The organism is Streptomyces sp. NPDC048018, assembly GCF_043202995.1.
Lineage (GTDB): Bacteria > Actinomycetota > Actinomycetes > Streptomycetales > Streptomycetaceae > Streptomyces.
The window spans coordinates 256,988-281,161 of sequence record NZ_JBIDBK010000004.1 but is presented as its reverse complement, the minus strand read 5'-3'; the positions used below and the strand labels follow the sequence as shown (position 1 = coordinate 281,161).

Sequence of the window (24,174 nt, the reverse complement as noted above, 5' to 3'; positions counted from 1 at the left end):
CGCCCCACCTGCCCGTTCCCCGTACGAGGAGAGCCATGACCGCGGTACCCCCTGCCCAGAACCAGGCCGAGGACGCCTCGGACGCCGCCTACGACTACGACGTCCTCGTCGTCGGCTCCGGCTTCGGCGGCTCGGTCACCGCCCTCCGGCTCACCGAGAAGGGCTACCGGGTCGGCGTCCTGGAGGCCGGCCGGCGCTACACCCGCGCGACCCTGCCGAAGAACTCCTGGGACCTGAAGAACTTCCTCTGGGCACCGGCCCTCGGCCTCTACGGCATCCAGCGCATCCACCTGCTCGGCAACGTCATGGTGCTCGCCGGCGCCGGCGTCGGGGGCGGCTCCCTCAACTACGCCAACACCCTCTACGAGCCCCTGGCGCCCTTCTTCGACGACCCGCAGTGGAAGGACATCACGGACTGGCGGGCGGAGCTCGCGCCCTACTACGACCAGGCCAAGCGCATGCTCGGCGTGCGGCTCAACCCCACGATGACGCCCTCCGACGTGCACCTGAAGGCCACCGCGCAGGCGATGGGCATCGGCGACACGTTCCACATGGCGCCGGTCGGCGTGTTCTTCGGGGACGGCGAGGACGCCGACGGGGCCGAGGCGGCGAAGGCACGGCCGGGCGGCGAGGTGGCCGACCCGTACTTCGGCGGCGCGGGCCCCTCCCGCAGGGCGTGCACCGAGTGCGGCGAGTGCATGACCGGCTGCCGGCACGGCGCCAAGAACACCCTCAACGAGAACTACCTCTACCTCGCCGAGAAGGCCGGCGCCGTCGTCCACCCGATGACCTCGGTGGTCGCCGTCACCGAGGACTCGCGCGGCGGCTACGCGGTCAGGACCCTGCCGACGGACAACAGGAAGAAGGGGGCCGGCCGGACCTTCACCGCCCCCCGGGTGGTGATCGCGGCCGGCACGTACGGCACGCAGACCCTCCTGCACCGGATGAAGGACACCGGGCTGCTGCCCCACATCTCCGGCAGGCTCGGCGAGCTGACCCGGACCAACTCCGAGGCGCTGGTCGGCGCGCAGACCACCGACCGCCGCTACCGCAAGCGCCACGGCAAAGACCGCGCCGACTTCACCAAGGGCGTCGCGATCACCTCGTCGATCCACCCGGACGAGAACACCCACATCGAGCCCGTCCGCTACGGCAAGGGATCCAACTCCATGGGCGGCATGACCGTCCTCCAGGTGCCCTACGGTGCCCACCGGGTCCGCAACTGGCTCCTCGAACTGGTCAGGCACCCCGCGCTCGCCATGCGCTCGCTCTCCAACCGCCGTTGGTCGGAGCGGACCATCATCGGCCTGGTCATGCAGTCCCTCGACAACTCCCTGACCACCTACCGCAAGCCCGGCGGCCTCGGGAAGGGCCTGCTCACCGCCCGCCAGGGGCACGGCGCGCCCAACCCGACCCAGATCGAGGCCGCGACCCGGGCCGCCGCCCTGATGGCGGAGGAGATCAACGGCTTCGCCGGCTCCAACATCGGCGAGCTCATGGGCACCCCGCTCACCGCCCACTTCCTGGGCGGCTGCCCGATCGGCGCGGACGCGGAGACGGGGGTGATCGACCCCTACCACCGGCTCTACGGCCACCCGGGCATCTCGGTCGTCGACGGCGCGGCCGTCTCCGCCAACCTGGGCGTCAACCCGTCGCTGACCATCACGGCGCAGGCGGAGCGGGCGATGTCCTTCTGGCCGAACAAGGGCGAGGAGGACGCGCGGCCGCGGCAGGGCGAGCCGTACGTCCGGCTGGCCGCGGTCGAGCCCACGTCGCCCGCCGTCCCGGCGGAGGCGTTCGGCGCCCTGAAGCTGCCGTTCCTGGGCATTCCCGCGGTCCCGCCGAAGAAGGCCTGAGCGGACTCCGGAAAAGTGAAAGGGCGCTGCACCCCCCTCCGAGTGCAGCGCCCCTCCAGCTTTCGGGTGGTGCTGCATAGATGACCGGTGACCTGGGGGATTGGTTGTAGCCCGGAGACGGGTTCTTTGTGTGACGCGCGTCACGCGGAGCGGGCCGTGCGGCGCGGGAGCCCCGCGTCGCGATTCCGGTCGCGGCGCGGGGCTCCTGGGTGCGGCACCGGCGTCGGGGCTGCGGGCGGTGCCGGGGGGCGCGGCGCCGGGGGTGGAGCGCCGCAGCGGTGTCGGGGTGTGGGGGAACGGGACGCGGGTCTCGGGTGGTTCGTTCGGCCGGTTGCGGCCGGCCCCGGGCGTCCCCGGGACCGACCGCCCCTTCTGGGTGACCGGGCTGCTGTCCCCTGCCGTCCGGTCACGTGCGCCGGGGCGAGGTCCCACGGCGCACCTGAGGTGCGCCACACGCCCCGGCGAATCCACGCGTGGTCTCCATACGGGCCCGCCCCTGGCTGGCACGGACATCACGACCAACGAAGCGCCGAGCCGCCCGGTCACGCGCCGTACGGGTGAGGATGCGACCGAACTCGGGTGCGGGGCGGCACTCGCACGCGCCGGGGCGGCACCGCACGAGCCGCGGCGCCCGGAGCCGCGCCGGGCGCCCGGTCCGGGCCGGTCGCGGGCCCCGACCGACCTGGGTGTCCGCATCCGCCCCGGGCGCCCCGCATCCGTCCGGGGCGCCCCGCATCCGGTCCGGGCGACGGCCGGCCGCCGCTCAGATGCGGCCGCGGCACAGCTCCAGCATCGTCATCGCGAGCGCGGTGCCCGGCTTGCCCAGCGCGTCGCGGTAGTGGCCGAGCACCTCCATCTCGCGGGCCAGGTTCACCCGGCGGCCGCCGGAGGAGATGCGGGCCTCCTGGATGACGGCCGAGACGGCCATCCGTTCCTGGATCAGGCCGATGATCCGGTCGTCGAGTGCGTCGATGCGCTCACGGGCGTCGCCGATCAGGGCCGCGGCCTCGTCGGTGCGGGCGCCGGTCTGCTCGGTGACGGTACGGGTGGCGGTCTTCGTGCTCATGGGGGCTCCTGGAGGTGATCGGCTGCCCCGGAGCGACAAGGCCCGGAGAACGCAGAGCGCCCCGGGCCTTGTCGGCCCGGGGCGCCTGGGAAGTCGCTTGTCAGTTGCTCAAGCAGCACGACCATGGCATCCGGACCGGCCGGTGCCATAGGTAAAGACGAAGGTCGTGAGCTTGCGCATGGCGTCAGTATGGACCCGCCCCGGCCCCCCGCGACAACCCGGGCCCGGATGGTGAGACGAAGGCCACCCCGGTTCGGATGGTGAGACGAAGGGCAAGGGCGGCGCGCCGGTAGAATCGACAAATAACCCCCCCTTCGGGGGACCCTCTCCTACCGCCGGAAGGCCGCCGTAGTGTCATCAGCGACCCCCGCTGCCGCGCCCGACGTCACCAACCCGGACGTAGTCCTCGTTGTCGACTTCGGCGCCCAGTACGCCCAGCTCATCGCCCGTCGCGTCCGTGAGGCCCGGGTCTACAGCGAGATCGTCCCGTCCACCATGCCGGTGGCCGAGATGCTGGCCAGGAACCCGAAGGCGATCATCCTCTCCGGCGGCCCGTCCTCCGTGTACGCCGAGGGCGCCCCGCGCCTGGACCGCGAGCTCTTCGAGGCCGGTGTCCCCGTCTTCGGCATGTGCTACGGCTTCCAGCTGATGGCGACCACGCTCGGCGGCACCGTCGACAACACGGGCGCCCGCGAGTACGGCCGTACGCCGCTGCACGTCAGCAAGGCCGGCTCCACGCTCTTCGAGGGCACCCCGGTCGAGCAGTCGGTGTGGATGTCGCACGGTGACGCCTGCTCCGCCGCCCCCGAGGGCTTCACCGTCACCGCGTCCACCGACGTCGTGCCGGTCGCCGCCTTCGAGAACGACGAGAAGAGGCTGTACGGCGTCCAGTACCACCCCGAGGTGCTGCACTCCACGCACGGCCAGCAGATCCTGGAGCACTTCCTCTACCGCGGCGCCGGCATCGAGCCCGCCTGGACGACCGGCAACGTCATCGAGGAGCAGGTCGCGGCGATCCGCGCCCAGGTCGGCGACAAGCGCGCCATCTGCGGTCTGTCCGGCGGTGTCGACTCCGCGGTGGCCGCCGCGCTCGTGCAGAAGGCCATCGGCTCGCAGCTGACCTGCGTCTACGTCGACCACGGCCTGATGCGCAAGGGCGAGACCGAGCAGGTCGAGAAGGACTTCGTGGCCGCCACCGGCGTCCAGCTGAAGGTCGTCGACGCGCAGGAGCGCTTCCTCACCGCCCTCGCCGGCGTCTCCGACCCGGAGACCAAGCGCAAGATCATCGGCCGTGAGTTCATCCGCGTCTTCGAGCAGGCGCAGCTGGAGATCCTCCAGGAGGAGGGCCCCGAGGTCGCCTTCCTGGTCCAGGGCACGCTGTACCCGGACATCGTCGAGTCCGGCGGCGGCACCGGCACCGCCAACATCAAGTCCCACCACAACGTGGGCGGCCTCCCCGAGGACATCGAGTTCGAGCTCGTCGAGCCGCTGCGGCAGCTCTTCAAGGACGAGGTCCGCATGGTCGGCCAGGAGCTCGGCCTGCCCGAGGAGATCGTCCAGCGTCAGCCGTTCCCCGGCCCCGGCCTCGGCATCCGCATCGTCGGCGAGGTCACCAAGGAGCGCCTGGACCTGCTGCGCGAGGCCGACGCCATCGCCCGCGAGGAGCTGACCGCCGCCGGTCTCGACCGCGAGATCTGGCAGTGCCCGGTCGTGCTGCTCGCCGACGTCCGCTCCGTCGGCGTCCAGGGCGACGGCCGCACCTACGGCCACCCGATCGTGCTGCGCCCGGTGTCCTCCGAGGACGCCATGACCGCCGACTGGTCGCGCCTGCCCTACGAGGTCCTCGCCCGGATCTCGACCCGCATCACCAACGAGGTCGCGGACGTCAACCGCGTGGTCCTCGACGTGACCAGCAAGCCGCCGGGCACCATCGAGTGGGAGTGACCCCTCCCGCGAGCGAGTGAGCCGCCGCCCCCGGACACCACCGGGGGCGGGGGCTTCGTCCGTGGCGACCTCGGCAGCCCCGGCGGCCCGGCCCGGCCCCGGCAGTGGGGTCGCCAGGGCCGCCCGGAGCGGCTGGGCTGCCGATCCCCGGGCTGCCGGGCTGCCGGGCCCCCTGAGCCGTCAGGGCCGTCCGGGCCGTCCGGGGGCGTGGACGGGGCTCCGGAGAGCCCGTCCCGTCGTTCCGCCCCCGCCCCCGTCCGCGGATCCCGTACGCGTGTGCGCAGATCCCCTACGCGGATCTGCGTACGGGATCTGGTGAGTTGACCGGCCGGGCGTTACCTTCCGGCGCATGACCGAGATACCGGCGTCCGTTCCGGCCCCCGTTCCCGTCGAACAGCTCCACTTCGCGATGCCGCCCGTCCACGCGACGGCCGGCGAGGAGCGCGCCCACCGCAAGCAGCGGCTCGCCGCCGCGCTCCGGGTGTTCGCACGGCTCGGATACGAGGAGGGGGTGTCCGGCCACATCACCGCCCGGGACCCCCAGCACCCCGACTGCTACTGGGTGAACCCCTTCGGCGCCCCCTTCGCCGAGCTCACCGCGAGCGACCTCGTCCTGGTCAACGGCGACGGCCACGTCGTGTACGGCGCCCACCACGTCAACCAGGCCGCCTTCGCGGTGCACGCCCAGGTGCACCGGGCCCGGCCCGAGGTCGTGGCCGTGGCGCACACCCACTCCCCGCACGGCCGGGCGCTCGCCGCCCTGGGCGAGCTGATCGACCCGATCACCCAGGAGGCCTGCGCCTTCTACCAGGACCACGCCCTCTACGACGCCTACACCGGGGTCACCGTCGACCCCGAGGAGGGCCGCCGGATCGCGATCGCGCTCGGCGGCTTCAAGGGCATCGTGCTGCGCAACCACGGGCTGCTCACGGTCGGTTCGTCCGTCGACGCGGCGGCCTGGTGGTTCATCGCCATGGAGCGGTGCGCCCAGGTGCAGCTGACCGCGCGGGCCGCGGGCAAACCGGTGCTCATCGACCACCGCGACGCCGTCGCCACCCGTGAGCAGCTCGGCAGCGACCTGGTGGCCTGGATCAACTACCAGCCGATGTGGCGGCGGATCAGCCGTACGGAGCCGGAACTGCTGTCGTAGGACGTGCGCTTGGCTGTCCTTACGTCAATGTGATGACTCTTCAATCACTCCCGCGCGAAGGGTGCACAGCCCTCCGTGCGGGCATGGGGTGAGGCACAATTCCCAGGAATCAACAGCCAGTTGACCACGGCACCTGTGGCCGGTCGACCGATCGGGAAGTGGGCGGCGCCGTGGCGGTGCACGAGGCGAGACAGTGCGGGGACGATGCGGAGGGCGGCTGCCCGCACTGCGGCGGCTCCGGCCACCGGCGGGCCGTCGCCGCCTTCCTCGCCCGGCGCGACGAGCTCGCCGCCGGACACGGCGTGCCCGCCGCCCTCGCCCACTCGCCGGTCGCCTCCCGCCAGTGGGTCTCCGACGAACTCGCCCAGTCCGCCCGTACGGTCACCGCGCGCGGCCGGGAGGCCGGCGGCGCCCGGCGCGGGCGGGTGTACCGCGGCACCCTCGCCGCCGTCTGGGGCGGCGTTCTCGCGCTGCTCCTCGGGCAGGCCCTCACCGCCGTCGGCAGCGGCTGGACCGGCGCCCGCACCGCCGCTCTCGGCACCGCCGTCCTGCTCGCCGCCGCCCTGACGGCCGTGGCCCGGACCCACCGCGACCGCGGCGGGGTCCTCGCCCCGCTCCTCGGCGAGGACAACCGGCTCTCCACCTCCCGCACCGTCGCCGGCGCCTGGCTCCTGCTCGCCGTCTTCGGCGTGCTCCTGCTGTCCCTGCGCCTGGCCGGCGGGGCGCCGCACGTGGACCTCGGCCTGCGGCGCGGCGCCGGACTCCTCGCCGTCCTCGCCCTGGTCGGCCTGGCCGCCGTCACGGCCCGGCTGATCGTGGCGCTGCGGGTCGCCGCCCGCCGGCTGCAGAAGGTGCGGGCCGAGCGGCCGCGCCCGGCCGACCTCCTCTGCGACGACGACGGCCGTGCCTCCCTCACCGACGTCCAGTACGTGCTGGTCTCCGCCGCCGTCCTGGTCCTCGCCGCCGTCCGGCTGGGCCGGGCCCCCGACCGGCTGCCCGGGCTGCCCTGGGCGCTGGTGCTGCTCGTCGCCGTCTCCGTGGCCTGCTACCTCTCCGGCAAGTGCGCCGAGGGCGGCCGCCCCAAGATCTTCTCGGTGGTCCGGGCCCGCGAGGCAGGTGACCTCGACGCCCCGATCCGCACCGGCGACGACATCGAGATCCGCGGCACGGGCTTCGTCCCGGCGGGGGCGGCGGGCCCGGACCCGCTGACCCGGCTCGTCGTCCGGATCGGCCCCGTCCACGCGCACGTCCCGCTCGTCCCCGTCCCCGGCGGCTTCGCCAACCCCACCGACACGGCCCTGACCGTTCCCCTCCCGGTGGACGTGGAACCGGGCCGGGTGGAGGTCTCCGTCGTGACGGCCGCCGGCGTGGAGACCAACCGGGTCACCATCGACGTCCTCGACTGAGCCGTCCCCGGCCGCCCGTCCCGGTCCCCCGGCGAATCGCCTCCGCCCGGGAATGTCCCTCCCCGGGCAATCCAGGGAGAATCGTTCCTCGTAACACAGGGCAGAGGCGTGGAGAGGCGGCCGGACATGACGGAACGGACGGACGGAACGGCGGGCCGGGGCTCCGGGAGCTCCGGCGGCCGCGGAACCTCCGCCGGAGTCGGCGGACCCGACGGCTGGAAGGCGCTCGCCTCCCGCTACGCGCTGGTGCCGCTGAGGATCTTCCTCGGCATCACCTTCATCTACGCGGGCCTCGACAAGCTCACCGATCCCGGCTTCTTCGCCGACACCGGTTCCGGTTCGATCGGCGAGGTCATGCGGGGTGTCCGGGACAGCTCGGCACTGCCCGCCCTGGTCGACCTGGCCCTGAAGAACCCGGTCGGCTTCGGCTACGCCATCGCCCTCGGCGAACTGGCCGTCGGCCTCGGCACCCTCTTCGGTCTCTTCGCCCGGGCCGCCGCGCTCGGCGGCGCGCTGATCTCGCTGAGCCTCTGGCTGACCGTCAGCTGGCAGGTGCACCCGTACTACCTCGGCAACGACCTCGCCTACCTCATGGCCTGGCTGCCGCTGCTGCTGGCGGGCGCCCCGGTGCTGTCGCTCGACGCCCTCCTCGCCGCCCGCCGGCGTACCCGGTAGGCGATCCAGGAGGCGACCGCCGCCAGGACGAAGGCCCCGCCCAGCAGCGGGAACACCACGTACCAGGCGACCGGCCAGGTGCCGGCCGCGTCCCCGGCGAAGAGCGCGGCGAGGGCGAGGGCGGCCGTGCCCAGGATCAGCCGGCCGGGGCGGAACTCATGAACCGGCACGGGTGACCTCCACCTGTCCGAGGCCGACCTCCAGGAAGAGGTCGACGGTGCCGCCCGGGGTGACGCCCGGCGGCGGCGTGAGCGTACGGGTCTCGTCGAGGTCCGGCGCGATGTCGATGTCGCCCCGCTGCGCCGGCACGGCGGACGGCGCCGGCGGCGTCGGCGGTACGGGCGGCCGCGCGGAGGGCTGTGCCGTCGCCCGCCCCGGGGCGGGCGGGGTCGGCGGGGCGGCCGGTACCGGCGCCGCTCCGTCCGGGGGCAGCCGGAGGTCGCCGAGGCCCGCCCGGGCGCGCAGCGTCACCGTCACGTTCCGCGGCACGATCACCTCCAGCCTCCCCGCGCCGACCTCCGCACGGGTCGTCACCTTCGTCCCCGGCGGCACCGCCAGGCCCGACAGGTCGAGCGTGCCGACACCCGTGCCGAGCTCGTACCCCGGCTGCACGGCCGCGACCGTCGCCGGGCGCCAGGTCTCGCGCGCCCAGACGGTGGAGATCTCCTTCGGCAGTACCGACGCCACCGTGAGCAGGCCCGCCGTCACGAGCATGAGGAAGACGGTGCCGAAGCCGGTCCGGCCCACCAGGCTGCTGACGACCAGGCCGAGTCCGAACACCGCGAGCGCGGCCGCCAGACCGATCTGCAGGCTGGTGCCCAGCGGATGGCCGTCCCAGGACAGAGCCGTGCCCGACCCGCCCGCGACCAGGGCGAGCAGGAACACCAGGCCGCCGATGGACGGCGGGGTCGTGCGGACCCGGGTCGAGGGGGCCGGCCGGCTGGGCTGCCCGGGGCCGGGGCCCCACCGGCCGGCGGGGGGCGGGGCCACCCCGTCCGTGCCGTCCTCGTCGAGGAGGCCGGACGGGCCCCAGAGGTAGCCGACGGCCACCTTGCCGGTCGAGCCGTCCTTGACGATCGGGTCCCGCCACCACGACGGGAACTCGACCGGCGGCGGCGCCTTCGTCTCCGGCGGCGCCTCCGCGACGGCGAGCGCCGCGGCCGCGTCGATCCGGCCGCCCTCCTCGGCGGTCGCCGCCACCGACGGGCGCCGCTGCGACCACACCGCCGCCCCGCTCACCGCGAGGGAGAGGATCAGCGCGAACGCCAGCGTCCCGCCGTTGTGCAGCATCGACAGGAAGACGCCGCAGCCCACGAGTGCCATCAGCACCGCGCTCAGCGAGGAGCCGGAGACCCGGCCGGTCAGCAGCCGGCGGCCCTCGCTCTCCTCCTCGTCCGTGAGCGGTACCAGCAGCCACGCGAAGCCGTAGAAGATCAGTCCGACGCCACCGGTGACGGCGAGCACGCCGAGCGCGATCCGGAAGATCACCGGGTCGAGGTCGAAGTGCCGGCCGAGACCGCCGCACACGCCGGCCACGACCTTCTGCCCGCGCGAGCGCCGCAGCGGCGGGGCGGGCGGGCCCTCGGCCGGCGGCGGGGCCTCGTGGGGCGAAGGCGTCGTACTCGTCATACCTCCATGGTGACCGCCCGTGACGCCCCGCGGCACCGGGTCCGACCCTGCCTTGACCCTGATCTTCCGGTCGGACCGGACCCCGAGACGGACCCGGGGGCGATATCGGGGCCGACCCTGATGCCCGGAGGCGGCCGAACGTGTGACGATCGGTCCATGCCCGTTGCCGCCCGTGTCCCCGAGCTCGACGAACCGCCCGTGCGCAAGCTGTACCGCAGCGCCGACGGACGGTGGCTCGGCGGTGTCGCGCGCGGCCTCGCGGGGCACCTGGGGCTGCCGGTGATCTGGGTGCGCGCGTTCTTCGTGGCCCTGATGCTCGCGGACGGCCTCGGCGCGCTGCTGTACGCGGTGTTCTGGATCGTCGTGCCGCTCGGCGTCGGCGGCCGCTCGGCCCCGCGGTCGGTGTTCGAGACCACGGCCGACGGCCGCAGACGCCTCCGCAAGCCCGACCGGGGCCAGGTCTTCGCCCTGATCGCCCTCGCGCTCGGCATCTCCGCCTTCGTCGGCAATCTCCATGTGGACCGGGAGGCCGGCCGCTACATCTGGCCCTCCCTGCTGATCGGCGTCGGTGTCGTCCTCGTCTGGCGCCAGGCGGACAACGCCCGCCGGGCCAGCTGGACCGACCCCGGCCGGCGCCGCCGCGCCCTCCAGCTCGTCCGCGGACTCGTGGGCGTCGCGCTGGTCGGCACCGGACTCGCCGTGTTCATGGTGGTGCGCGGCTCGGTCGCCCAGCTCGGCACGGCGCTGACCGCCGCCGTCGCCGTCCTCACCGGGATAGCGCTGCTCGCCGGGCCCTGGCTGGTCCGGATGTCGCAGGACCTGAGCGAGGAGCGCACGCTGCGCATCCGCGCCCAGGAGCGTGCCGAGGTCGCCGCCCACGTCCACGACTCCGTCCTGCACACCCTCACGCTGATCCAGCGGAACGCCGACGACCCCGGTGAGGTCCGCCGGCTCGCCCGCGCCCAGGAGCGGGAGCTGCGCAACTGGCTGTACAGGCCGGAGGGCACCGGCAAGGAGGAGGACGAGGAGCCGGCCACCGTCGCCGAGGCGGTCAAGCGGGCCGCCGCCGAGGTCGAGGACAAGCACGGCGTCCCGCTGGAGGTCGTCGTGGTCGGCGACTGCCCGCTCGACGAGAGACTGGGGGCGCAGATGCAGGCCGCGCGCGAGGCGATGGTCAACGCCGCCAAGTACGGTGGCGAGGGGGGACCGGTGCAGGTCTACGCGGAGGTGGAGGGCCGGACGGTCTTCGTCTCCGTGAAGGACCGGGGGCCGGGCTTCGACCTGGACGCGGTACCGGACGACCGGATGGGCGTACGAGAATCGATCATCGGCCGGATGCAGCGCAACGGCGGATCGGCGCGGCTGAGGTCCGTGCCCGGCGGGGGTACCGAAGTGGAGCTGGAGATGGAGAGGGCGGACGGATGAGCGACGAGACGGGGACCGGGAGCGGGGCGGCGCAGGACACGGAGCGCCGGGTGCGGGTCGTGCTCGTCGACGACCACCGCATGTTCCGCACCGGGGTGCAGGCCGAGATCGGCCGGACCGACGTGACCGGTGTCGAGGTGGTCGGCGAGGCCGCCGACGTGGACCAGGCGGTCACGGTGATCACCGCCACCCGCCCCGAGGTGGTCCTCCTCGACGTGCACCTGCCGGGCGGCGGCGGGGTCGAGGTGCTGCGCCGTTGCGCCAGCCTGATGGCGGCGGCCGAGAACCCGGTCCGGTTCCTGGCCCTGTCGGTGTCCGACGCGGCCGAGGACGTCATCGGGGTCATCCGCGGCGGCGCCCGCGGCTATGTCACCAAGACCATCAACGGCACCGACCTGGTCGACTCGGTCTTCCGGGTGCAGGAGGGCGACGCCGTCTTCTCGCCGCGCCTGGCCGGCTTCGTCCTCGACGCCTTCGCCTCGACGGACGCCCCGCCCGTGGACGAGGACCTGGACCGGCTCACCCAGCGGGAGCGCGAGGTGCTCCGGCTGATCGCCCGCGGTTACGCGTACAAGGAGATCGCCAAGCAGCTCTTCATCTCGGTGAAGACGGTCGAGTCCCATGTCTCGGCGGTGCTCCGCAAGCTCCAGCTCTCCAACCGGCACGAGCTGACCCGCTGGGCGACCGCCCGCCGCCTCGTCTGAGGACCGGCGTCAGCCCACCCGGGTGGCGCCCGCGAAGGGCATCTCGTCGATCGGGGCGATCCGGACCGGGGCGCCCGGGCGCGGGGCGTGGATCATCTGTCCGCCGCCGATGTAGAGGCCGACGTGGCTGATGCCGGAGTAGAAGAAGACCAGGTCGCCGGGGGCCAGCTCGGAGCGTGAGACCCGGCGGCCGGCGTTGATCTGGGTGTACGTGGTGCGCGGCAGCGAGACCCCGGCGGCGCGCCAGGAGGCCTGGGTGAGCCCGGAGCAGTCGAAGGCGGACGGCCCCGTCGCCCCCCACACGTAGGGCTTGCCGAGCTGCGCCCGGGCGTACGCGATCGCCTCGGCGGCGCGCGTGGTGGGCGCCGCGATCGGGCCGCGCGGCAGGGAGCCCCGGTCGGCCCGGTCCGTCGTCCCCGCGGCGCCGGCCGCGTCGTGCGCGCCGGCCGCGACGGCGGCCTCGTACCGGGCCCGCTCCTCGTCGGTGAGCCGGGCCAGGAGGGTGCGGGCCGCGTTCAGCTTCCCCTGCACGGTGGCCTTCTGGCGCCGCAGCTCGGCCTCGTGCGTGCGCAGCTCCCGGAGCCGCCCCTCGGCCTCGCCGCGCAGCTGCCGCACGGCCGTCAGCTCGCGCCGTACGGAGGCGACGGCCGCCGCCTGCCGGTCGCCGGCCTTCTCGGCGAGCGCGGCCCGCTCCAGGTACTGGTCCGGGTCGGAGGTGAGGGCGAGCTGGATCGCCGGGTCGAGGCCGCCGGAGCGGTACTGCGCGGCGGCGATCGTGCCCAGCGACTCGCGGGAGCGGTTGAGCCGGTCGGTCCTGCGGGCGGCCTCGTCGCGCAGCCGGTCGAAGGCGGCCCACGCCCGGTCGGCCTGCTCCTTGGCGCCGTTGTACTTCTCGGTCGCGACCTCGGCCTCTTCGTAGAGCCGGTCCACCTCGGCCTTGACCTGGGCGGGGGTCGGCCGGGGCGCGGCGTGCCCGGAGCCCTCGAAGACGGTCGCGGTGGCCGCGGAGGCGAGGGCCAGAGTGGCCGCCGTGCGGGCGGCCTGGCCGCCGAGCGGGGACTGCTTGGGCTTGCGGTGCGCTGCCACGAGGGCGGGTCACATCCTCTCCCTGCGGGGGACATCGCCCGCCGGGGCCGGCGGCGGCCCGCACAGGGGGACGGGCCGCCGCCGGTTTTCTCGGCGGGGGTGACCGGCAGCCGTCGGAGTCCGGCGGTGGTGGGGAGCCGGTCACCTGGGGGAGGACGCTAAACCTGGCGGACGCCCCGCGGCGCCGGGTTGACCGCTATTGGCGCCCGATGGCCTTCCGGGACCGTTCTCTTTCGAACAGGGTGAGGTCCGGACGGCGCTTCCGGCAGCCCCCTGACCGAAGCCGGGGAGAAGGCGGACCCGCCCCGAGGCCGCTGACACGGCCCCGGTTAGGCTCCGCCCCATGGACGTACTCATTCATGTCTTCGTCGCTCTTCACATCATCGGAATCGGTGCGCTGCTCGGCGGATTCCTGACCCAGATGAAGGCGATGGGCGCCGGTACGGCCCGCTTCACCCCGGCGATGCTGCACGGCGCCCTGACCATGCTCGTCACCGGCGTCGCCCTCGTCGGCCTCAACCAGGCCGACGACCAGACCGTGAACAACATCAAGATCGGCGTGAAGCTCGCCGTCCTCGTCGTGATCCTCGGCCTCGTCTACGTCAAGCGCGACGAGGAGCGGATCGACAAGGGGCTGTTCGGTGCGGTCGGCGGCCTGACCACGGCGAACATCTTCATCGCCACGCTCTGGGTCTGACCACCGCCCGACGGGGCAGCGGTGGCCGGGACCCGTCCCGGCCCCGAGCCGGCGCGACGTCAGACCGGGCGCACGCTCCCGTAGATCGGCATGTAGTAGATCGACTCCTCGCGCACGTAAGCCCCCGGCTTCGGGGCGTGGATCATCTTGCCGTCGCCGATGTAGATGCCGACGTGGCTGATGTCGTCGTAGAAGAAGACCAGGTCGCCCGGGAGCAGGTCGCCGGTGGCGATCCGGTCGCCGACCTCGACCTGGTCCCAGGTGGTCCGCGGCAGGTCGACACCGGCCGCGCGCCAGGCGGCCTGGGTGAGCCCGGAGCAGTCGTACGAGCTGGGGCCGGTGGCCCCCCACACGTACGGCTTGCCGATCTGGGCGCGCGCGAAGGCCAGCGCCTCGGCCGCCTTCGCCGCGTACGAGGAGCCCGAACCGGACGGCGGCGGCGTGCCCGGATCCGGCGTGGGCCGGGTCTGCTCCTGCCGCTTGCGCTCGGCCTCGGCCGCCGCCTCCGCCTTGGCCCGGGCCTCCGCCTTCCGGCGCGCCTCGGCCTGCCGCTCGCGCTCCAGCTCCGCGAGCCGCGCCTTCTCCTCCGCCGTCAGCCTCGCGAGCAGCGTGCGCGCCTCGGCGAGCTTGGCCTGCACGGTCTCCTTGCTGCCGCGCAGCCTCTTCTGCGCGGCGGTCAGCTCCGTCAGGCTCCGGGCGGCCCCCGCCCGCTGCTTCGCCGCAGCCGCGCGCTTCGACTCGTAGTCGGCGACCGCGGTGCGCTGCTTCTCCGAGAGGCGGTCCATGAGGTGCGTCTGGTCGAAGTAGTCCTGCGGGCTGTCGGCGAAGATCAGGGTGGCGGTCGGTCCGACCGCGCCGGCCCGGTACTGCGCCGCCGCGTAGGCGCCGAGGGCCCGGCGCGACTCGTTGATCTCCTCCGTGCGGCGGGCCGCCTCGTCGAGCATCCGGGCGACGGTGCGCCGCTGCCGGTCGGTGGCCTCCTTGGCGCGGTCGTACTCCTGCGTCGCGACGCCGGCCTCCCGGTACAGCCGGTCGACCTTCTTCTGCACCTCCTCGACCGAGGGCTTCGCCGGCTGCGCGGGAACGGCGTGGGCGCTCTGTCCGGACAGCAGCGTCACGGAGGCGAGGGCGGCCGTCGTGACACCGACGGCGGGGGCGTGGGGGCGGGTCGTGCGCGGCTTGCGATGGGACGCCAAGGCCGGCAGCTCCTTCCTGGACACCGAGGGGCACCGGACCGCGCGGGGGTCGGCCGTGGGGGAGGCGGGCCTGGTTCGGCGTGGGCTTCCCGCTCGGCGCGGTTCGCCGACGGTGGGGAGGGGTAGGGGACGGGCCGCTTGGGCGAGCACGCTAGCGAGCCGTGGGACGGGTGGGAAGGCCGGTGCGCCTTATGTCCGATACATTTTCGTGACCTGATGCGGATCGGCACCCTCCGCGTCGCGGCGTATCCCTTCGGTCACTTTCGGACGCGGCAACCGACTGTCGGTCCGGCCGCCTAGACTCGGGAGGCGATGAGCAGCCTCTTTGACGACAGCTTCCTGGCGAGCCTCCAGAACCACTCCCCGGAGCCTCCGCCCCTGCCCGAGGACCACGAGCACGGCGCCCCGGCCGCGGAGGAGGTCCCGCACGACCTCTTCGGGGAGCACTTCGACGTGCCCCCGGCCGACCGGGACTCCTACTACCGCGACGGCGCCCACCGCCCCGTCGTGGACCCGGCCGCGCTCCTGGACGGGCTGAACGAGCAGCAGCGCGCCGCCGTCGTCCACACCGGCTCCCCGCTGCTCATCGTCGCGGGCGCCGGCTCCGGCAAGACCCGGGTGCTCACCCACCGCATCGCGCACCTCCTGGGCACCCGGCACGTCCACCCCGGCCAGATACTGGCGATCACCTTCACCAACAAGGCCGCCGGCGAGATGAAGGAGCGCGTCGAGCAGCTCGTCGGCCCGCGCGCGAACGCCATGTGGGTCATGACCTTCCACAGCGCGTGCGTGCGCATCCTGCGCCGCGAGTCGAAGCGCCTCGGCTTCACGTCCTCGTTCTCGATCTACGACGCCGCCGACTCCAAGCGCCTGATGTCCCTGGTCTGCCGCGACCTGGACCTCGACCCCAAGCGCTTCCCGCCGAAGTCCTTCAGCGCCAAGATCTCCAACCTCAAGAACGAGCTCGTCGACGAGGAGACCTTCGCCGACCAGGCCGTCGACGGTTTCGAGAAGACCCTCGCCGAGGCCTACCGGATGTACCAGGCGCGGCTGCGCGAGGCCAACGCGCTGGACTTCGACGACATCATCATGACGACGGTCCATCTGCTCCAGGCCTTCCCGGACGTCGCCGAGCACTACCGCCGCCGCTTCCGGCACGTCCTCGTCGACGAGTACCAGGACACCAACCACGCCCAGTACACGCTCGTACGGGAGCTGGTCGGCACCGGATACGAGGACCTCGGCCCGGCCGAGCTGTGCGTCGTCGGCGACGCCGACCAGTCGATCTACGCCTTCCGCGGCGCGACCATCCGCAACATCCTCCAGTTCGAGGAGGACTACCCGGACGCCACGACGATCCTGCTGGAGCAGAACTACCGCTCCACGCAGACGATCCTGTCCGCCGCCAACGCCGTCATCGAGCGCAACGAGTCCCGCCGCCCCAAGAACCTGTGGACCAACGCGGGCGCCGGCGCGCAGATCACCGGCTACGTCGCCGACACCGAGCACGACGAGGCCCAGTTCGTCGCCGACGAGATCGACCGCCTCACCGACGCGGGCGACGCCAAGGCCGGCGACGTCGCCGTCTTCTACCGCACCAACGCCCAGTCCCGCGTCTTCGAAGAGATCTTCATCCGCGTCGGCCTCCCGTACAAGGTCGTCGGCGGCGTGCGCTTCTACGAGCGCAAGGAGGTCCGGGACGTCCTCGCCTACCTGCGGGTCCTCGCCAACCCCGAGGACAACGTGCCGCTGCGCCGCATCCTCAACGTCCCCAAGCGGGGCATCGGCGAGCGCGCCGAGGCGATGATCGACGCCCTCGCGCTGCGCGAGAAGATCACCTTCCCGCAGGCGCTCAAGCGCGTCGACGAGGCGTACGGCATGGCGGCCCGCTCCTCCAACGCCGTCAAGCGCTTCAACACGCTCATGGAGGAACTACGCACCGTCGTCGACTCGGGCGCCGGACCGGCCGTGGTCCTGGAGGCCGTGCTCGAACGCACCGGTTATCTGGCCGAGTTGCAGGCCTCCACCGACCCGCAGGACGAGACGCGCATCGAGAACCTTCAGGAACTCGCCGCCGTGGCGCTGGAGTTCGAGCAGGAGCGCGGCGAGGAGGGCGGTTCGCTCTCCGAGTTCCTGGAGCAGGTCGCGCTCGTCGCCGACTCCGACCAGATCCCCGACGAGGACGAGGAGGGCTCCGGCGTCATCACCCTGATGACCCTCCACACCGCCAAGGGCCTGGAGTTCCCGGTCGTCTTCCTCACCGGCATGGAGGACGGCGTCTTCCCGCACATGCGCGCGCTGGGCCAGACCAAGGAGCTGGAGGAGGAGCGCCGCCTCGCGTACGTGGGCATCACCCGCGCCCGCGAGCGCCTCTACCTGACCCGCTCCGCGATGCGCAGCGCCTGGGGGCAGCCCTCGTACAACCCGGCCTCCCGCTTCCTGGAGGAGATCCCGGCCGCGTATCTGGAGTGGAAGCGGACCGGCCCGATGGCCAAGCCCGCCGGGCCGACCTCCGGCATCACGTCCTCGCTGTCCTCCTCGCGCTCCCGCTCCGGCCCCTCGGGCTTCGCCACGCGCCGTACGAGCGACAAGCCGGTGATCTCGCTCCAGGTCGGCGACCGCGTCACGCACGACCAGTTCGGCCTCGGCACGGTCATGGGCGTGCAGGGCGCGGGCGCGGACGCCCAGGCGACGATCGACTTCGGAGGCGAGAAGCCGAAGCGGCTGCTGCTGCGGTACGCACCGGTCGAGAAGCTGTAGACGCCCGGCCGATACGAGGAAGGGCCCCGGCCGGATGCGGCGGGGCCCTTCCTCGTCGGCGGGTGCGGGGTCAGCTCAGCGGGTTGAGACCGTGGCTGAGCAGCCAGGGCAGCGGGTCGATGGCCGCGCCGCCGTTCGGCCGGACCTCGAAGTGGAGGTGCGGGCCGGTGGAGTTGCCGGAGTTGCCGGAGTACGCGATGACCTCGCCGGCCTTGACCTTGCCGGAGCGGATCTTGGTGCTGCTGAGGTGGCAGTACCAGGTCTCCGTGCCGTCCGGGGCGGTCACGATCGCCATGTTGCCGTAGGCGCTGTTCCACTGGGTGCGGACGGTGCCGTCGGTCGCGGACATGACCTTGGTGCCGTACTGCACGGGGAAGTCGATACCGGTGTGCGTCGACATCCAGTTGACGCCGGCCTGGCCGAAGCGGGCGCTGAGCTGGTGCAGCTTCACCGGGAGCATGAACTTGGGGCGGAGGGCCTCCTTGCGGGCGGCCTCCTCCTCGCGCTTCTTCCGCTCCGCGTCCTGGCGGATCTTCAGGTCGATGCGCTCCTGGGTGCGGCTGGCGCGCTCGCCGAAGTCGCGGGCGTCGGCGCTGAGCGCGGCGAGCTGGGTGTCCAGCTTGCTGTTCGCGGCGACCTGCTTGACCGAGGCCGGGTCGGTGGCGGCCATGGTCGTGGTGTCGTCCTTGGCGTCGGCGCTGTCGGTGAGACCGCTGACGGAGGCGGCGGCGATGCCGGCGACCCCCATGACGCACGCGGAGGGAACGGCGACCGTCAGGAGCGCGGAGCGCTTGGCGGGCGTACGGCGCCGGCCGCGGCTGCCGCCACCGGAGCGGCGCACGGGCCGCGCGGGGAGGCCGGCGTCCGGGACCGCTCCGCCCAGGTCCGGGACGAGACCGGGGTCGATCTCCAGAGCGATCATGGTCTCGGCGTCGTGGAAGGCGTCGGGCTCCTGGTCGAGGTCCTCGGCGTACTCGGCGAGCTCCGGCTCGAAAGCCGCCGGCTGCTCGTCGTAGCCGGCCGTCTCGTAGGAGGCCGTGTCGTACGGAGCCGTCTCGTACGCGGACGTGTCGTACGCGGACGGCTCGTAGGTCTCGTACGTCGCGGTCTCGGGGGCCGCGTACGCGTCGTACGACCCGTAGGAAGCGCCGTTCTCGGAGGAGAAGTCGTACGAGGGCTCTGCGCTGTGCCCGGCCGGGTACTCCGCGGAGTGCTCCGGGGTGTACTGGTGCGGGACGACCGCCTCGGGGGCCGCCTGGTTCCAGGCGGTGGCGTCGTACGAGCCGGTCTCGAAGCCGGGCGTCGTCCACTGGGCCGTGGCGTCGTAGGCGGCGAAGGCGGCGGCCTCGTACGGGCCCGTCTGCTGCGCCTCGGTCCAGGCGGTGGCGTCCCACTGGCCGGTGGCGGTGTAGGAGCCGTGGGAGCCGGTGTCCCACTGGCCGCTCTGATCGGCGTAACCGCTGTAGGCGCTCTGGTCGGCGTACCCGGTGTGGCTGGTCTGACCTGCGTCGTAGCCCGTGTCGTAGGTGCCGAACAGAGGGTCGACGGCGTAGCTGCCCGTGGTCTGGGTGGCGTCCGTGACGTACCCGGCGTGGGGGTGCTGGTCGTTCACCAACTTCTCTCTCGCCTCGGCAGCAGGGGGTCAAGCAGTGGCGTGACTGTACCCGGCGGTACGCGCGCCCGACAATCTTCGTGGGGTTTCGAGCCGTTAGGAAACGGGCAATCGGCCGTCTTTCGGCGGCTTGTGGAGAGAGCTTTGGCTCTGTGTTCGAAGGATGTTCGACGGGGTGGCGGCGTTCCGGCGGCCCGTCAGGCCACCGAGGCGGCCCCCGCCGACCCGTCACGCGCCCCGGCGGCCGGCGCGCCGTCGCCGAGCGCCTCGAGGATGCCCGCCGCGACCGTCGGATGCACCGGCAGTGCCAGGTGCCCGACGCCGCTGACCCGCACGTTGTGGACGACGAGGTCCGGGTGGTCGAGCCGGGCCGTCTCGACCGGGACCATCACCTGGTCCAGATCGCTCCAGAAGCTCACGAAGCGGGTGCGGCAGCGTGCCGTGGGCCCCGCGAGTTCGAGCAGCACCTCCGAGCCGGGCCGCATCTGGCGCACCAGGGGATGGGCGTCGGCCAGCGGCACGAAGGTCGTGCCCGAGTGCGGGGTGCCCAGCATGATCAGGGTGCGCACCCGGGCGTCACCGCCCAGGCGCTGTACGTAATAACGGGCGATGAGCCCGCCCAGGCTGTGCCCGACCAGGTCGACCTCGCGGTGCCCGGTCCGTGCGAGCACCTCCTCCACATGGCGTCCGAGCAGCTCGGCGGCGGTCCGCAGGTCGCAGGTGAGCGGGGAGTAGTTGAGCGACTCGACGCGGTCTCGGCCGTGCCGGGCGAGCGCGCGGCGCAGCAGGACGAACACGGAGCGGTTGTCGACGAAGCCGTGCAGCAGCACCACCGGGCGCGGCCCGCTCCCGGCGGCTTCGGACGGAGTCGTCCGGCGACGTTCGGTGATCAGACCGGAGGGGTAGAGGACCAGATGGCCGGCGAGGACCGCCAGCTCCAGGACGCCGGCCTTCATCCGGTCGGCCATCCGGGCGGCGATCCGGTCGGTGAGAGCGGTGGGGGTGAGATCCATCGCCGGCCTCCGTCCCGTAACGGCGGTCCGCCGCACCTTCGTGCCGGCGGGCGGCACGGAGGTGCGGCGACCCCGTGGCGGCTCCTTCGCGGAGCGAACAATGTCCCACGTGTGATTTCCCCCTCGCCGTCCACCGCGAAACGGCCCGGTGCGGGATGCTGGCGATAACGTTCGTTCACCTCCCCGGCAATGAGGCTCGGGGGTCGCATGTGGAGGCAGTGATGGGTGTGACCGGTCCGATCCGCGTGGTGGTCGCCAAGCCGGGTCTCGACGGCCACGATCGCGGGGCCAAGGTGATCGCACGGGCCCTCCGCGACGCGGGCATGGAGGTGATCTACACGGGGCTGCACCAGACCCCGGAGCAGATCGTCGACACCGCGATCCAGGAGGACGCCGACGCGATCGGCCTCTCGATCCTCTCGGGCGCCCACAACACGCTGTTCGTGAAGGTGCTGGAGCTCCTGAAGGAGCGCGACGCGGAGGACATCAAGGTCTTCGGCGGCGGCATCATCCCGGAGGCGGACATCCCGCCGCTGAAGGAGAAGGGCGTGGCGGAGATCTTCACGCCGGGGGCGACGACGACCTCGATCGTGGACTGGGTGAACGCGAACGTCCGCGTGGCGGCCTGAGCCGCCGACCGCACGCACGAGGCGATCGAACGGGGCGACCCCGGGCCCACGGCCCGGGGTCGCCCCGTTCTCCCGCAGACGGGGCCTCGCCCTGCGGGCCCGCCGCCGGCCCCCTCCGCCCGCCCGGCCCGACCACGGCGCGGCCCCCGCCCGCCCACGGCCCGGCCCCCGCCCGGCCCCGCGCGTCTCGCGCCGCCCGCGCGTCTCGCGGGCCACCGGAGCGCCCTCTCAGTCCGTCTCCGCCAGTTCCGCGTGCATCGCCGCCCGCAGTTCCAGGGTGGAGACGAGGCGCTGGAAGGCCTCGGACCAGTAGGCGGCGGCGCCGGGGGAGGCGTCCTCCGGCTCGGCGGGGAGGGCGGTCAGCGCGGTGAGCTGGGGCGCGGCCGCCGGTGACAGACAGCGTTCGGCGAGCCCCATCACGCCGCTGAAGCTCCACGGGTAGCTGCCCGCGTCCCGGGCGATGTCCAGGGCGTCGACGACCGCCCGGCCCAGCGGGTCCGACCAGGGCACCGCGCAGACGCCGAGCAGCTGGAACGCCTCCGACAGGCCGTGCGCCGCGATGAAGGAGGCCACCCAGGCGGCCCGCTCCTCCTCCGGGAGCGTGGCGAGCAGCTGGGCGCGCTCGGCCAGTGAGGACGCGCCGGGGCCGGTGGCCTGCGGCGCCGACGGGGAGCCGAGCAGGGCGCGCGACCAGTCCGCGTTCCGCTGGCGCACGGCCGCCCGGCACCAGGCGGCGTGGAGCTCGACGCGCCAGTCGTCCGTGACCGGCAGGGCGACGATCGCCTCGGGCGTCCGCCCGCCGAACCGCCCGGCCCAGCAGTCCAGCGGCGCCGCCTCCACGAGCTGGCCGAGCCACCAGGAGCGCTCGCCGCGCCCCGTCGGCGGAGTGGGCGTCACCCCGTCGTGCCGCATGCCCGCGTCGCACTCGTGCGGCGCCTCGACGACGATCGTCTCCGCGCCCTCCGTACGGTCCAGGGACACGCACGACGCGGCCCGCTCCGCCATGCGCGCGGCCAGCGCGGAAGCCGGCAGCGCGGACAGCAGCTCGGCGGCCGTGGCGCGCACGTTGCGGCTGCGGTCGGACAGGGCGGCCTCCAGGAACTCCTCGTCCGCCGGCCCGAGCCCCGCCCGCAGCGAGTCCAGGAACATCAGCCGGTCCTCGGCCCGCTCCGAGCCCCACGTCGAGGCGAGCAGCCCGCGGCCCCGGGCCGGATCGGCGGCCCGTACGGCGGAGAGCAGGGCCACCCGCTCCGCGAAGAGTCCTTCCTCCCACAGCGTCGGCACCGCGTCCGGATCCGCGGGGTCGGGCAGTGCGCCACTCGCTGCCGCACCCCGCAGCGCGAACTTCCACTCCGGATTGAGCCGGGCCAGCCACAGCCCGCGCGGCCCGGCGAAGGCCAGGGCCTGGGGCCGCAGATCGGTCCGGGCGCGGGCCGCGTCGAGCAGCGCGGGCAGCGCCGCGGCCGGGGCGCCGTACCCGTGCTCGGCGGCCGCGGCCAGCCACTGGGGCAGCAGCTCCGCCAGGTCGGGGGCCGCCCCGCGCCGCCCCCCGGACGGCGCGGGCGCGGCCCGGCCCGCGAGGAGCTGACCGAGCCGGCGCCGGGCCCGCTCCGGCAACGGCCTGCGCCCGTCCTCCGGGGCGACCTCCAGCGGCGCCGCGGCGGGTCCGGGCCGCAGCCCCGCCCTGCGCCGTACGGTGTGCACCGCGGCGGCGTCCAGCAGCGCGACCGGCGCCGCGTCCCCGCCGCTCACCGCGCTTCCCGCGAGCGGCTTCCGGTCGGTGCCCAGCAGCGCCGACGTGACGAGCTCTTCCCAGGCGTCCATGGACTCCTCCAGAGGTGTGGTCGAGGGCGGTCGGCGTGCGGTCAGACGAGCGGCACCGTCTCGCCGGGCGCGTCGGCGGACCAGCCGGCCAGCGGCGTGAAGCCCTGGTGCCCGACCTCCCCGAACACGGTCACCGGGCCGCCCCCCGACAGGGCGATCAGCCGCCACAGGGCGGGGTGGGCCTGCGCGGCGCGGGTCAGCGGCACCGCCTCGCGGGCCGGGTCGGAGGCCACGCCGCCGGAGCCCTCCCGGGCGCCCCCGGCGGGCCACGGCGCGTCCGCGAGCTGCCAGCCGTGGTCCGTGCGGGCCGGGACGACGTCGGTGAGGGTGACCGGCCAGGCGTCGAGCCACGGATCCTCCCGGAGCGCCTTGCCGTAGGCGTCGAGGGCGGCGCCGACCGGGCCGCCGGCGGGCGCCGCGCCCGCCGCCGCGGGCGGGCCGAACTGCTCGACGAGCTCCGCGCGGAGACCGCCGCCCGAGGCGTGCGGACGCAGCTCGGCGTCCAGCACGACGCCGACGGGGAAGGCCGGCTGCGGCGCCCGCCCCGCCGCCCCGAAGGACAGGAGCAGGGCGGTGCGGCCGCTCTCCCGGCCGTGCAGCCAGATGCGGCGCGTCGTCAGGCGGCTGTCCGCCGTGTCGTACTGCGCGAGGACCAGCCAGTGGTCCCGCAGCGTGGGGCCGTCCGGAGGGGCCGACAGGCCGACCCTGCTCCGTACCGTCGCCGCCAGCGGACCGGGCAGCCGGTCCGCGGACAGCCAGGCCCGGTCGAGGAGATGGGTCAGCGCGCACTCCTCCAGGAGGCGGACCGGCCAACCGGGCCCGGAACCCGCTATCGTCCCCAACTCCCGGACCCGTCCCGCGAGTCCCGGCGCCTGGGCGTCGACCATGCGGGCCGCCGTCTCCTCCCACAGGCCGTGGCCCGCCTGCCCGGCCGCGGCGAGCCCGCCGCGCACCAGGTCGGCGAGCCGCCGCTCCAACTCCTCGGCGCCCGCGGTGATCCGGGCCGCCCGCCGCTCGGCCCGGCGCCGCGCCGCCTCCGGATCGGCGGGCCCCGCGGCCGCCCCCGTCGTCGCCCGCGCCGCGCTCGCGGTCCGGGCCCGCCGGCCCGCGAGCCACGTCTCCGCCCAGTCCGGGACCTCGCCGGCGGCGTCGACGTCCCCGCCGGACCACAGCAGCAGAAGTCCCAGCGCGTGCTTGCACGGGAACTTCCGGCTCGGGCAACTGCACGTGTACGCGGGGCCCGTGGTGTCCACGACCGTGCGGTACGGCGTCCGTCCGCTGCCCTTGCACAGACCCCACACCGCCCCCTGGTCGCCGGTGCCCGTGCCCGACCACGCGCCGGCCGTGCCCAGCCTGCCCCCCGCCCTGCGTGACGGGTCGTCAGGAGCCAGTGCCAGCACCTGCTCCGCCGTCCAGCGCTCCCCCTGCTCAGTCATGCGAACGACCGTACGGGCCGCCACTGACAACGCCCCCCGCACGCCTCCCACCTGCGCTTCTCTCCG

At 74.0% G+C, this 24,174-nt stretch carries 19 protein-coding genes; 10 read left to right on the top strand and 9 right to left on the bottom strand.

The features are described 5' to 3' along the window. Window positions 1-35: 35 nt before the first annotated feature. Complete coding sequence (locus ACGF1Z_RS17140; protein ID WP_393004684.1) at window positions 36-1,856, top strand: GMC oxidoreductase; 1,821 nt, start codon at window positions 36-38, stop codon at window positions 1,854-1,856. A 763-nt stretch (window positions 1,857-2,619) separates the two neighbouring features. On the opposite strand, the gene ACGF1Z_RS17135 is transcribed toward ACGF1Z_RS17140, so the two are convergent. Next, window positions 2,620-2,922 (bottom strand): chorismate mutase, encoded by a 303-nt coding sequence (locus ACGF1Z_RS17135; RefSeq protein ID WP_393004682.1) that lies wholly within the window; start codon window positions 2,920-2,922, stop codon window positions 2,620-2,622. A gap of 351 nt (window positions 2,923-3,273) precedes the next feature. Here ACGF1Z_RS17135 and guaA point away from each other — a divergent pair, with 351 nt between their 5' ends. From guaA to ACGF1Z_RS17115, 4 genes are all read left to right on the top strand, one after another. After that, window positions 3,274-4,866, top strand: a complete 1,593-nt coding sequence (gene guaA / locus ACGF1Z_RS17130) for a glutamine-hydrolyzing GMP synthase (RefSeq protein WP_393004680.1) — start codon at window positions 3,274-3,276, stop codon at window positions 4,864-4,866. 349 nt (window positions 4,867-5,215) lie between these two features. Then, window positions 5,216-6,016, top strand: coding sequence for a class II aldolase/adducin family protein (locus ACGF1Z_RS17125; protein ID WP_393004678.1), 801 nt, complete (start codon window positions 5,216-5,218; stop codon window positions 6,014-6,016). Window positions 6,017-6,186: 170 nt separating this feature from the next. Beyond that, entirely contained in the window at window positions 6,187-7,422 is a 1,236-nt protein-coding gene (locus ACGF1Z_RS17120; protein ID WP_393004676.1) for a hypothetical protein, read from the top strand. 126 nt (window positions 7,423-7,548) lie between these two features. Then, window positions 7,549-8,097, top strand: coding sequence for a DoxX family protein (locus ACGF1Z_RS17115; protein WP_393004674.1), 549 nt, complete (start codon window positions 7,549-7,551; stop codon window positions 8,095-8,097). Here the strand turns inward: ACGF1Z_RS17115 and ACGF1Z_RS17110 are convergent. Together ACGF1Z_RS17110 and ACGF1Z_RS17105 are read right to left on the bottom strand one after the other, a co-directional pair. Next, the gene (locus ACGF1Z_RS17110) at window positions 8,007-8,267 is read right to left on the bottom strand and encodes a hypothetical protein (RefSeq protein ID WP_393004672.1); all 261 of its coding nucleotides are present in this window, start codon (window positions 8,265-8,267) and stop codon (window positions 8,007-8,009) included. The two genes, ACGF1Z_RS17115 and ACGF1Z_RS17110, sit on opposite strands and share 91 nt — an antisense overlap. Further along, a complete protein-coding gene (locus ACGF1Z_RS17105; RefSeq protein ID WP_393004670.1) occupies window positions 8,254-9,726 on the bottom strand; it encodes a PspC domain-containing protein in 1,473 nt (490 codons plus the stop codon). The genes ACGF1Z_RS17110 and ACGF1Z_RS17105 overlap by 14 nt, the downstream gene beginning before the upstream one ends. A gap of 156 nt (window positions 9,727-9,882) precedes the next feature. Here ACGF1Z_RS17105 and ACGF1Z_RS17100 point away from each other — a divergent pair, with 156 nt between their 5' ends. Continuing rightward, window positions 9,883-11,151, top strand: a complete 1,269-nt coding sequence (locus tag ACGF1Z_RS17100; RefSeq protein ID WP_393004668.1) for a PspC domain-containing protein — start codon at window positions 9,883-9,885, stop codon at window positions 11,149-11,151. Next, window positions 11,148-11,855: a LuxR C-terminal-related transcriptional regulator gene (locus tag ACGF1Z_RS17095; RefSeq protein WP_393004666.1), complete on the top strand. Its 708-nt coding sequence runs from the start codon at window positions 11,148-11,150 to the stop codon at window positions 11,853-11,855. The genes ACGF1Z_RS17100 and ACGF1Z_RS17095 overlap by 4 nt, the downstream gene beginning before the upstream one ends. A gap of 9 nt (window positions 11,856-11,864) precedes the next feature. On the opposite strand, the gene ACGF1Z_RS17090 is transcribed toward ACGF1Z_RS17095, so the two are convergent. Beyond that, window positions 11,865-12,941, bottom strand: a complete 1,077-nt coding sequence (locus tag ACGF1Z_RS17090; RefSeq protein WP_393004664.1) for an NlpC/P60 family protein — start codon at window positions 12,939-12,941, stop codon at window positions 11,865-11,867. A gap of 343 nt (window positions 12,942-13,284) precedes the next feature. Between ACGF1Z_RS17090 and ACGF1Z_RS17085 the strand changes: the two genes are divergently transcribed. Continuing rightward, the gene (locus ACGF1Z_RS17085; protein WP_393004662.1) at window positions 13,285-13,638 is read left to right on the top strand and encodes a hypothetical protein; all 354 of its coding nucleotides are present in this window, start codon (window positions 13,285-13,287) and stop codon (window positions 13,636-13,638) included. A 59-nt stretch (window positions 13,639-13,697) separates the two neighbouring features. Here the strand turns inward: ACGF1Z_RS17085 and ACGF1Z_RS17080 are convergent, their stop codons facing one another. After that, window positions 13,698-14,834 (bottom strand): NlpC/P60 family protein, encoded by a 1,137-nt coding sequence (locus ACGF1Z_RS17080; protein WP_393004660.1) that lies wholly within the window; start codon window positions 14,832-14,834, stop codon window positions 13,698-13,700. Between the two features lie 312 nt (window positions 14,835-15,146). Between ACGF1Z_RS17080 and pcrA the strand changes: the two genes are divergently transcribed. Then, the gene (gene pcrA, locus ACGF1Z_RS17075; protein WP_393004658.1) at window positions 15,147-17,594 is read left to right on the top strand and encodes a DNA helicase PcrA; all 2,448 of its coding nucleotides are present in this window, start codon (window positions 15,147-15,149) and stop codon (window positions 17,592-17,594) included. 70 nt (window positions 17,595-17,664) lie between these two features. Here pcrA and ACGF1Z_RS17070 read toward each other — a convergent pair whose 3' ends face one another. Beyond that, window positions 17,665-19,206, bottom strand: a complete 1,542-nt coding sequence (locus ACGF1Z_RS17070) for a M23 family metallopeptidase (protein ID WP_393004656.1) — start codon at window positions 19,204-19,206, stop codon at window positions 17,665-17,667. A gap of 197 nt (window positions 19,207-19,403) precedes the next feature. After that, window positions 19,404-20,219, bottom strand: coding sequence for an esterase/lipase family protein (locus ACGF1Z_RS17065; RefSeq protein ID WP_393004654.1), 816 nt, complete (start codon window positions 20,217-20,219; stop codon window positions 19,404-19,406). 221 nt (window positions 20,220-20,440) lie between these two features. Here ACGF1Z_RS17065 and ACGF1Z_RS17060 point away from each other — a divergent pair, with 221 nt between their 5' ends. Beyond that, complete coding sequence (locus tag ACGF1Z_RS17060; protein WP_376635540.1) at window positions 20,441-20,848, top strand: cobalamin B12-binding domain-containing protein; 408 nt, start codon at window positions 20,441-20,443, stop codon at window positions 20,846-20,848. Window positions 20,849-21,076: 228 nt separating this feature from the next. On the opposite strand, the gene ACGF1Z_RS17055 is transcribed toward ACGF1Z_RS17060, so the two are convergent. Beyond that, complete coding sequence (locus ACGF1Z_RS17055) at window positions 21,077-22,672, bottom strand: DUF5691 domain-containing protein (protein ID WP_393004651.1); 1,596 nt, start codon at window positions 22,670-22,672, stop codon at window positions 21,077-21,079. 41 nt (window positions 22,673-22,713) lie between these two features. Then, on the bottom strand, window positions 22,714-24,108 hold the full coding sequence (locus ACGF1Z_RS17050) for an SWIM zinc finger family protein (protein WP_393004649.1): 1,395 nt from the start codon (window positions 24,106-24,108) through the stop codon (window positions 22,714-22,716). Window positions 24,109-24,174 lie beyond the last annotated feature (66 nt).